General features: G+C 48.7%; 7 protein-coding genes. 6 read left to right on the forward strand and 1 reads right to left on the reverse strand.

Annotated features, from left to right (window positions below; translation table 11 throughout):
• The first annotated feature begins 312 nt into the window (after positions 1-312).
• The 3 genes from AR337_RS18440 (at position 313) to AR337_RS18450 (ending at position 3,225) form a co-directional block, all read left to right on the forward strand.
• Positions 313-1,053 (forward strand): SH3 domain-containing protein, encoded by a 741-nt coding sequence (locus AR337_RS18440; protein WP_059173502.1) that lies wholly within the window; start codon positions 313-315, stop codon positions 1,051-1,053.
• 377 nt (positions 1,054-1,430) lie between these two features.
• A complete protein-coding gene (locus AR337_RS23655; RefSeq protein WP_059173503.1) occupies positions 1,431-1,886 on the forward strand; it encodes a DivIVA domain-containing protein in 456 nt (151 codons plus the stop codon).
• A 91-nt stretch (positions 1,887-1,977) separates the two neighbouring features.
• Positions 1,978-3,225, forward strand: coding sequence for a transglycosylase SLT domain-containing protein (locus tag AR337_RS18450; RefSeq protein WP_253701931.1), 1,248 nt, complete (start codon positions 1,978-1,980; stop codon positions 3,223-3,225).
• Between the two features lie 128 nt (positions 3,226-3,353).
• On the opposite strand, the gene AR337_RS18455 is transcribed toward AR337_RS18450, so the two are convergent.
• Positions 3,354-4,277: a LytR family transcriptional regulator gene (locus AR337_RS18455; protein ID WP_059173504.1), complete on the reverse strand. Its 924-nt coding sequence runs from the start codon at positions 4,275-4,277 to the stop codon at positions 3,354-3,356.
• Positions 4,278-4,474: 197 nt separating this feature from the next.
• Here AR337_RS18455 and galE point away from each other — a divergent pair, with 197 nt between their 5' ends.
• From galE to AR337_RS18470, 3 genes are all read left to right on the forward strand, one after another.
• Entirely contained in the window at positions 4,475-5,494 is a 1,020-nt protein-coding gene (gene galE, locus AR337_RS18460) for a UDP-glucose 4-epimerase GalE (RefSeq protein ID WP_059173505.1), read from the forward strand.
• A gap of 222 nt (positions 5,495-5,716) precedes the next feature.
• Positions 5,717-6,901 carry an LL-diaminopimelate aminotransferase gene (locus AR337_RS18465; protein WP_059173506.1) on the forward strand — a complete coding sequence of 395 codons (1,185 nt, stop codon included), beginning with the start codon at positions 5,717-5,719 and terminating at the stop codon, positions 6,899-6,901.
• Between the two features lie 194 nt (positions 6,902-7,095).
• Positions 7,096-8,022, forward strand: coding sequence for a nuclease-related domain-containing protein (locus tag AR337_RS18470; protein ID WP_059173507.1), 927 nt, complete (start codon positions 7,096-7,098; stop codon positions 8,020-8,022).
• The last annotated feature ends 229 nt before the right edge of the window (positions 8,023-8,251 follow it).

Here is an 8,251-nt window from a genome sequence, read left to right on the forward strand (position 1 = left end):
TCCTTTAAAAATGCACCTCTAAAACGTATCTTTTATGCATTTTTATTGGCGGATTTTGTTCTTTTATTTTGGGGGTTTTAGAGCTTTTCGCTGGAGGATTTTTGGCCGTGGGCATTGAATTTTCTATAGACTACCCCAGAATTCTTTTCCTCGTTATTGCTGCAATGCAAATTCATCACGCAACAATATTCATAACAGCATTTTTAAAATATTCAGCTCATACACCACTGGGACGATTTTCTCGTTTTTGTGTTTTTTGCATATAGTGAGGGTATGTGAGTAGAAAATGGACCGTCCGGGGCGGGGGGCCAGATGAAGAAATGGGGGCGTTGGCCAATTTTCAAAAAAGCGGTTGTAAACGGGTTGACAGTGCTAGTTTTCGTTTTGGGGCTTTTCGGGCCATTCAGCCATACTGAGGCTGAAGCGGCTGGGCAGACGGGTGTTGTGGAGATCAAGAGCGGCATGCTGAATGTGAGGAGCGGGCCGGGGCTTGCTTACAAGAAGATTGGGGCCTTGAAAAACAAGGCGAGCGTGCCTGTTTCCTCGGTGAAGAACGGCTGGGTGCAAATTAAATACGGGAAGCGGACCGGCTATGTGTCCGACGATTATGTGCGCATTTACCTCCCGATGTCCGAGGCGGAAGCACGGAAGATTGCCGACAGGGCGGACGATGTCCAGCGGGTTTCGTGGGAGAAAAGCTACACGAAAGCGCAGGTTTACGCAATTATGGAGCAGGCGTTCACCCGTGGTTTTGTGGATCGGTATTTTAAGCAGCAGTTCAGGACGGATGGGAAGGATAGCAGCGGGAATCAGCTGTACCATGTGATTGAGACGGAGATTTGGGGCCTGGCGCTGTACCCGCTCGACTGGGAGCTGAAGTACGAGCCAAAGAAGCCGGCGGTTGAGCGCTACCAGAAGGATGGTACGGAGTATTTGTTTATTTCGCAATACCATCTCGATGAAATGAGCGGCAACCAAACGACGACGATCTGTTTTGTGAAAAATAAAGAGGGTTGGCTTGTGTATGATCATTTGGTCGTTTTTGAAAAGTAGGCTTGGGAAAAGGGGAAGGGATTTGGCCTATTGGAGCTGGAGTTATAAAAAGAAATTTCTTTGGAACTTAATTCAGGTTCCTATTTTACTTGCTATCATTCTATTTATCTTTTTAAGGGAGAAGGCTCCTCCTTTTTATCTGTGCTGATGGTTACCTGGGTGGCAGTCGCTTTTTCAACATTGCTTTATACATTTTATAGATGGAAAAAAGAGAGGGCATCTATATAAATTGGCGGGCGGACCTGGTGGCAGGGCTGCTCTTTTTTGTGCGATGAGATTGATTTATTTTAAGAGATAGAGTGGGTTTATTTTCCTATAGTGGAACGGACTGGAGTTGTGCAATGATACGAACATGTACAGGATTAGGAGGTTCACCGATGATTCAGGAGATGATTGACCTTGCAGTGGGGAACTTCCCGAAGCTGGCCAAAGCCTATGAAAAGAGGCTTGGGCAGGGGTTTACCGCAACACATATTTACACTCAAAGCATGAATATAGAGCCCGGTGTTGACTTGACTGCTATTGAATTGACAATGAAAAATGGGGCGGGGGAATCTATTCTATTAACCTACACGTATTCAAAAGATTTTCTTGATATGATTTTTGAAAGGGAGCTCCCCGAGCATCAGCAAAAAAATGACTCGAATCTTTTGTTAAGCGGAAGGCAGATCAACGAAAAGGAATTTAAAAGGAAGATTCTTCGCGGGTATGACCCTACAGAAGTCGATGCGCTTATGGATTTGATTATGAAAGATTATTTTTATATGGAGAGCGTGTTAATAAAGGAAAATCAGATTTTAAAAGAGGATATTGAGAAGCTGCGGGGGAAGTAAGCAGTGGATAGGGATTTGGAATTTCTGGTATTTTTAGGTATGATAGATTAAAAGATAGTTTATGAGACTAAAAGATTGGAGCAGTGACGAGTTGAAAACGATTTTGAAAGCCGCAGTCCTGACACTACTTGCCCTTGGATTGTATCACGGAAATGCTTCCGCAGCTGAGCAGCCGGGATTGGTCTCGAAGTGCGCGAAGTTTGGCGCGTTGAAGCCGAATGAGAACCCGTCCTTCCAACACGCGAACTGCCTGCTGACGAGCGCGGCGATTGCATACGACGTCCCGCCTGAAGTGGTGAAGGGAGTCGCAATCCAGGAGAACGGAAAATGGGAGCAGTTTGATTCGAACGGAGAGCCGGTCATTTCATGGGATGGCGGAATCGGCATTATGCAGATTACGAACAAGTCTGATTTGAACCAGGAGAGCTTGAAAAACGATGTGTATTACAATATTGAATCAGGTGTAAAAATCCTCGCATCTATGTACAACAGGACGGACCTTCCGAAAATCACGAACACCACTCGGCGTGACATCGAAAGCTGGTATTTCGCGGTCATGGCCTATAATGGGACAAAGCCAGTAAACAGCCCGATTGTTAAGGCGACAGGTGCGCCGAATCTAGATGCGTACCAGGAGAAGGTGTTCAGGAATATTGAAAACGACAGCCTGCTTAACGGCGGTAAGTTGGTGAAGCCAAAGTTCGAGCCGAGCGATTTTGACTACAATCCTGATAGTCCGGCGAATATTAAGTTCCCGACAATGGCCTATAAGATTGACGGGACGGTACATCCATCTGCTTATTTTTATAATAAAGGGGATAAGGTTGCGACGACCATTGACGAAGCGGTTTTGAGGTCAGGGCCGAGCAAAAGTTTCCCGGTGGTAAAAAAGCCTGGGAAATTCTCAACGCTGACGGTTACAGGGGATTTCGTGTACGATACTTCAGCAAACCGGAACCAGTTCGTCTGGATTCCTGTGATGACCTTGGATAAAAAAGTGGGGTACATCTCATCCGCGTACGTGACGAAGCCTGTGTGCACGCCATGTTTGCAGTACCACAAGGGCCAGAAAATTTACTGGGACAAGTATAAGTGGGAACTAGTACCGGGGCTACTTGGCCGTCTGACCATCCTTGAGGATACGCCTCTTTTGTCCAATGACGGCAAGTTTGTGAGGACGCTGAAAAAAGGCGAAGTGTATCGGATTTATGGCTTTAAAAAAGACGAACTCCGGGTCGGCGCCGGGCAGTTCGTCAAGCGCGACCCGAAAAAAGTAAACTACGAAACACCAAGCAAAGCACGGCTCGACGCCGTCAAATGCATCGCGAATTTTTATTGATTTCGGCTAGGGGCGGACAGCTTACACTGTCCGCCTCTTTTTTGGGGGGAAAATGCGAACAGTGCCTGTCACTACCCGAATTTTGTCGAAAATCGGTGAGGGGATCTGGCACTGAATCGGAATCTTATTTATAATTCGAGGTGTTGTTTCAATTCCACTTGAACGCGCTGTTTTTCTTCGTCCGGGACGAGGTAGTAGTAGATGGCGTTGATTTTTGTTCCCGTTCCGTTTAGTTCGATTTGCTGGATGGTTTTTGCGGCAGCTTTGTAGTCTTTGGCGACGCCAACCATCTGGTCGAAGGTAAGATTCGTTTTTACCGACCGGCCCAATTCAGCGAAAATTTTATCAAAATTGGTGAGCGATGAGATAGACGCTCCCTTATCCAAAACAGCCTTGATAATGGCACGCTGCCTTTCCTGCCGTCCGAAATCCCCCCGCGGGTCCTCATAGCGCATCCTCGCGTAGTTCAACGCCGATTCGCCGTCGAGCGTGATTTCCCCTTTTGGAAATTGGTCCTCGCCATACGAGAAGGGAAATGGATTTGTGACACTGACACCGCCAACCGCATCCACCAGCCCGCTGAATCCTTCCATATTCACTTTTACATAATAATCAATCGGTATATCGAGAAAACGTTCAACCGTTTCCATTGCCATCTCGACCCCGCCAAATGCATAGGCGTGGTTGATTTTGTCCTCGGAGCCCCGCCCGGCAATCACGGTCCGTGTATCTCTTGGAATACTGACCATTTTTACAGAGCCGAGGTTGGGGTTCACGGTCAGCACAATCATACTGTCGGTCCGGCCGCGGTCTCCCTCGCGCTCGTCGACTCCAAGCAGGAGAACGGAAATGGGCTGCTGCTTCTCCAACGTAATCTGCTCGACCCGCTTCGGCGATTTCACGCGTTCAATCGGCGCATGCATCGTATCGGCAGCCTTTGATAAGGAGCTGTAAACCGTAAAGGCATAGCCCCCTCCTGCCAGGAAAAGGGCGATCAGGGCTGTGAGGGAAATGATCAGCAACCGTTTCTTTTTCGTCCCCGCCATTTTCATCAGTCCTTCAGACATTTTCAGCCATATTGATAGCTGTACTGATAAAGTTTATTGCGCTGCGGCCCGTGCTATGATTCCCACCGTGAAAATAAGTCACTGTGGAAAAGTGGGATTCTTTTACAAAGCAGGCCGGTTTATAAGAATGGCCCTGTTTCCGCCTGAATATACTTAGGTAGTTTGTTTTTGGGGGGAATTCGGTGGCTATTTTGGTTACAGGCGGGGCAGGATTTATCGGGAGCCATACATGCGTGGAGTTGCTGGAAGCCGGCTACGAACTCGTGATTGTCGACAATTTTTCAAACAGCAAGCCGGAAGTTTTGAAAAGAATTCGCGAGATTAGTGGGAAGGAGTTTGTGTTTTATGAGGCGGACCTCACAGAGCCGGGGCAGCTGGAGGAAGTGTTTCTGAGCCATCCGGTCGAAGCGGTCATCCATTTTGCCGGGTTAAAAGCGGTCGGCGAATCCGTTCGGGCGCCGCTTCATTATTATCAAAACAATGTTTCTGGCACTTTGAACCTCTTGTCATTTATGGAAAAGTACAGGGTGAAGAGTCTTGTTTTCAGCTCATCTGCTACCGTTTACGGTGATCCGGAAAGGGTCCCCATCTTTGAGGAATCCAGGCTGCAGGCCGTGAATCCATACGGAAGGTCAAAGCTGATGGTTGAAAGGATTTTGCAAGATTTGTATGCGGCCGATCAGGAGTGGAGCATTGCGCTGCTGCGTTACTTCAATCCAGTCGGGGCGCATCCAAGCGGTTTGATTGGGGAGGACCCAAATAGCTCCGTGCCGGCAAACTTGATGCCGTATATCAGCAGGGTCGCAGCCGGAAGATTGGAAGAGGTCGAGGTGTTTGGCAACGACTACCCGACAGCCGATGGCACTGGCATCAGGGATTATATCCACGTTGTTGATTTGGCGCGGGGACACTTGAAGGCATTGGAGAAAGTCATGTCCTCCCCCGGAGTGGAAGCATATAATCTTGGAACGGGGAGGGGGTACAGCGTCTTGGAACTGGTCGCCGCTTTCGAAAAGGCTTCAGGCAGGCGGATACCGTATCGGATTGTCGACCGCCGACATGGCGACGCAGCCATATGCTATGCGGACCCGTCAAAGGCGGAATGGGAACTTGGCTGGACCGCCGCTCGGGGAATCGAGGAAATGTGCGGGGATGCATGGAAGTGGCAGATGCTGAATCCGGATGGATACGGGAGCGAGTGATTTTTTATGAAGGGCGGCGCATGGACGGGTTCATGCGCTGTTTTTAATTCCATTAAAACCCCCCCGCTTTTTTGGTAAAATATCCCCTGAAATCTTATGGAATTTTTAGCGGCAGACTGAAACATCCTGTGTTATACTGTTAAAATAATTTTTAAAATTCACTTAACTGTCAATTGTGGCCTATTTTACAATAATAAATTTCCATATTAAGGAGAGTTACATATGAAGATTACCCCATCGACGGTATTGGAAAAGCTGCCATCAGGAATTTTTCTTGACCTTGCGAACCGCAAGCAGGAGCTCCTGAAACAGGGAATTGATGTTATTGACCTAAGTGTAGGAAGCCCTGATTTGCCGCCTTCCCCGCTAGTCACAGAGACGATTGCGAAGTACAGCAGCGACCCGCTGAATTATGGCTACACGCTGAAGGGGACTGCGGAATTCAGTGAGGCTGTGAGTTATTTTTACAAGAAGCGCTATAACGCGGATATTATTGCGGAAAAGGAAGTTTTGCAGCTGATGGGCTCGCAGGACGGGCTGTCGCATTTGGCGCTTGCGCTTGTAAATCCAGGCGATTATGTACTTGTGCCTGACCCGGGCTACCCGATTTACGAGGCGAGTGTGAAAATTGCCGGGGCCGAGGCTTACCCAATGCCGCTTCTTGAGGAGAATGATTTCCTCCCTGTACTGGAGGACATTCCGGCGGAGGTTTCGGCGAAAGCGAAGCTGATGATCCTCAGCTATCCGGGAAATCCCGTCCCCGCTTTGGCGGACCGACGCTTTTTTGAAAAAGTCGTGGCGTTTGCGAAAAAACACGAGATTCTCGTCCTGCACGATTTTGCCTATTCCGAACTGATTTTTGACGACCATCCGCAGATCAGTTTCATGTCGGTTGAGGGTGCGAAAGAGGTCGGCATCGAGATTAACTCCCTTTCGAAAACATTTAACATGGCGGGCTGCCGGATAGGCTACGCGGTCGGGAATGAGCAGGCGATCCGCATCCTCGCGGCGTTCAAGTCGCATATCGACTACGGAATTTTCCTGCCGATTCAAAAAGCGGCCGTCGCAGCGCTCACTTCGGATTATGCCGACCTCGGCGAGCGGGTGAAAATCTACGAGCACCGCCGGGACACGCTGATTGAAGGCTTGAACCGGAGCGGCTGGCATGTGAAATCATCCCCGGCCACGATGTTTGTCTGGGCTAAAATCCCGGAAGGCTGGACGTCTCACGATTTTGCATTTCAACTGTTGGATAACGCGGGGGTGGCGGTCGTACCTGGCGACGCGTTCGGCCAGCAGGGCGAGGGGTACGTCCGGATAGCCATCGTTCAGCCAGCGGAAAGGCTCGCTGAAGCAGCCAATCGGATTCGAAAGTTTTTAGCAGTTGGCGTGGAAGTCGAGGCGTAATTGGCTTGCCGCTTTAAAGGAGCTCGACATGTTTTATCATCCAGAATGCAAACTTTTATCGAAAGCAATTTCAAAGCCAGCCACTGTCGATTCGCGGTGGCTGGTCTTTTTTCACAAAAAATTCACATAAGCTCGGCGAAGGATAAGGAAACTTTTGTAAAATAGAATTGATGAATCAAGAAAGGTTGTGGGAGATGCAGTACAAACCGCGGGCGGAACCAAAGGATTTGGTCGTGCTGAGGCAGCTGGATGCCAGGTCGACCTTGGCGGAAAAGGATGCGAAATACTATCGCAAACAAAAAAAGGGTTATGAAGGAGAGGTAATGTTTGATACATGGACGGACAAGCTTCAAAGTGATTGCCTCGTCTTGAATGATTTACTGTTCGAGTATAACAACACCACGTTCCAGATTGACACGCTTATCGTGGCGCCGGAAAAGCTTTATCCGTTTGAAGTGAAAAACCTCTATGGGGACCATTCCTATGATGAAAAGGATAAACGGATTATCAGGCTGCCTGATGTAGATGTGACGAACCCTCTTCTGCAGATGAGCCGCAATGAGTCGCTGCTGCGCAATACACTCCACGGCCGGGGCTACTCTTTGCCCATTGAATCAACCGCCGTTTTTATCAACCCCGAATTCACCTTGTTCAATGCACCTCCCACCGAACCGATGCTCTATCACTCCCAGTTAAATCGCTTCTTTAAAAAGTTTGACGCGCGCACTTCGAAATTGAATAAAAACCACTATAAGGTGGCGGATCAGTTGGTGTCGCTGCACCAGGAGGAGTCCCGGTATTCAAATGTCCCGGCTTATGAGTATGAGGGCTTGCGGAAGGCGCTATTCTGTGGGCTGTGCGGGGCGACTTTGGTTGCGGTGAAGGGTCACTATTGTGTCTGTGGGACTTGCGGGGGGAAAGAAATCGTTGATGCTGCTGTCATGCGGCATGTGTGGGAATACAAGGTGTTGTTCCCTGACCGGATAATCACTACATCTGATATTTTCGAATGGTGTGGGGAGACGGTGGCAAAAAGGCGGATAAGGAGGGTTCTAGAGAAAAATTTAGATTCAATAAGTAAACGTCGCTGGTCTTCTTATGAATATGGCCGGGAGCGTTAACTCCTCGCTTGCTTATTCTCCTCACGCTCCTGCGTCTCCCTTCTAAAGACCGTTTCGAAGGGATTCATGAGGTGAAACGGTCTTAATGCTCCCTCTAAAGACCGTTTCGAAGGGTTTCATGAGGTGAAACGGTCTTAATGCTCCCTCTAAAGACCGTTTCGAAGAGATTCATAAGGTGAAACGGTCTTAATGCTCCCTCTAAAGACCGTTTCGAAGGGTTTCATGAGGT

Origin of the sequence: Bacillus sp. FJAT-27445 (assembly GCF_001510665.1) — a bacterium.
In the GTDB taxonomy this organism is placed as follows: domain Bacteria; phylum Bacillota; class Bacilli; order Bacillales; family Cytobacillaceae; genus Bacillus_D.